We start from the raw sequence: 2,341 nt of genomic DNA on the forward strand, positions 1-2,341 counted from the left end.
CATTCAAGGCATTCAATAGTATTCTTATGTATATCTGTTTTATTACTTCTCAAATAACTGCAGGTGTTTTCAAGAGACATCATCATGGCTTCATCGAGATCTTTCACAGATATTTTTCTTATCTCCTTAACACCTTCATATTCCCTTTTAGGTTCTATTGCATCAGCCAGATATATTATTTTTTCAAGGATAGACATGTCTATCCTACCCGTTGTGTGGTATCTTACAGCATTGAGTATGTCAATGTCAGTAATACAAAATCTGTCATAGGCTATATACCTACCCAAAATAGCATGGTGAAGGTTTGTATTTAAACCTGTATCAGAATCAAGGATTATATTTCTTCTTTTAAAATGCTTTTCAAGATTAGTACAATCTTTAAGCCTGCCACAATCGTGAAGAATTGCAGCAATCCTTGTTCTTTTGACCGGCACTCCATGGACAAGAGCAAGTTCCACTGCTGTTTCCATAACTCTTAGCGAATGACTAAACCTTTTTCTACCTATGGAATCAATTAAGGGGCCTTTGAATATTTCTATACTCATTTTTCTTTTTTCTCTTTATAGAGACCGTTTTTCAATATATACTGTTCAACTGTTTCTGGAAGAAGATATTTAACAGGTCTGTCTGTAGATATCCTGTTTCTGATATCTGTTGATGAGATATGAAGCTGTGGAACCATTGTAATAAAAATCTCTCCACCGTATTTATCAGTTATTGCCTTGATTTTCTTGTCCAAACCTTCCACTATATATCCTGGTCTGTTCACAGCAATGAAGGTACAGTGAGATAGAATCTCTTCTGTATTTTTCCATGTGGGAAGATCAAGGACTGCGTCAGTTCCCGTAATAAAATAAAACTTGTCATCCTCGTTTCCAGAAGTAAGTTCTTTTACTGTATCAATAGTATATGAAACTGTGGATTTTGTGGCTTCGATATCTGAAACGTCAAAATCCGGATTTGTCATTGTTGCAAACTGAGTCATCATATATCTGTGAAATGAAGAAGTCAGTCCTTTAACAAATTTGTGGGGTGGAGTACCCGTAGGTATGAATATTATCTTGTCCATGTCATACAGAGACAATACTTCATTCGCTATAACCAAATGTCCGTTGTGGATAGGATCAAAGGTACCACCCATAATTCCGTATTTTTTCAATATATACTCCTCCTGATATGATATATTATTATACAATAAGTCCTCCACTTTAGCAATTAGAAAGAGAACAACTGATTTAGCCGCTTTGAATAACACCCAGCTATACTGTATGTCATAAATCTGTTATGAATAAATATGTTATCATGTGAAACAAATTATGTTATAATTGATTGTCAAAAATACATGAGGTTATTAAAATGAAAAAAATATCAATTCTAGGTTCCACAGGTTCAATAGGGACACAGACACTTGAAATAGTTAGAGAAAACAAAGAAAAACTTAAGGTATACGCCTTAAGTGGAAATAGTAATATTAATCTTCTTGAAAAGCAAATAAACGAGTTTAAGCCAGCCATTTGCGCAGTAATGTACAAGGAAAATGCCGAGAAGCTTAAATCAAGAATTTCAGGAGACACAAAAATTGTATACGGCATGGACGGACTTGTGCAGTCTGTCTGCGCCAATGGAATAGATATTGTAGTAACTGCAATAAGCGGCATGATAGGACTTAAGCCTACCATTGAAGCTATAAGATGCGGAAAGGACATAGCTCTAGCAAACAAGGAAACTCTTGTTGCCGGAGGAGAAATAGTAATGTCCCTAGCAAAAAAACACAATGTGAAAATATTGCCTGTAGACAGTGAGCACAGTGCTATTTTCCAGTGCCTAATGGGAAATGAGGAAAACCGCATAAGTAAAATCCTCCTTACTGCTTCTGGAGGTCCCTTCAGAGGCAAATCATTAAAGGAGCTTGAAACTGTAACCCTGGCAGACACTCTCAACCATCCAAACTGGTCAATGGGCAAAAAAATAACCGTTGACTCAGCAACACTTATGAACAAGGGTCTTGAAGCAATAGAAGCTAAATGGCTGTTCGATTTAACTCCAGAACAGATTCAGGTCGTTGTACATCCTCAGAGTATAATACATTCTGCCGTCGAATATGATGATCATTCAATAATAGCTCAAATGGGTAATCCTGATATGAAAATCCCAATACAATTCGCACTGTTTTATCCCTACCGGTTGGAAAACAATCTAAAAAGTCTTGATCTTTTTGAAATAGGAAGCCTTACTTTTGAAAAGCCAGACATGGATACATTTAAATGTTTGAAACTTGCCTTTGATGCAATGAAAACAGGAAACTCCATGCCAATAGTACTCAACAAAGCAAATGAATTGA

Annotated in this window: 3 protein-coding genes; 1 reads left to right on the forward strand and 2 read right to left on the reverse strand. The window is 36.0% G+C overall.

Annotated features, from left to right (window positions below; translation table 11 throughout):
* On the reverse strand, positions 1 to 545 hold a 545-nt coding region (gene yqeK / locus AC3AX0_RS11725), incomplete at its 3' end, for a bis(5'-nucleosyl)-tetraphosphatase (symmetrical) YqeK (protein ID WP_487550467.1).
* Entirely contained in the window at positions 542 to 1,159 is a 618-nt protein-coding gene (gene nadD / locus AC3AX0_RS11730; RefSeq protein ID WP_487550468.1) for a nicotinate-nucleotide adenylyltransferase, read from the reverse strand. The genes nadD and yqeK, both read right to left, overlap by 4 nt.
* 197 nt (positions 1,160 to 1,356) lie before the next feature.
* Here nadD and AC3AX0_RS11735 point away from each other — a divergent pair.
* Positions 1,357 to 2,341 (forward strand): 1-deoxy-D-xylulose-5-phosphate reductoisomerase (locus AC3AX0_RS11735; protein ID WP_487550469.1); only part of this gene is annotated, 985 nt, incomplete at its 3' end.

It is taken from the genome of Dethiosulfatibacter sp. (assembly GCF_983023055.1).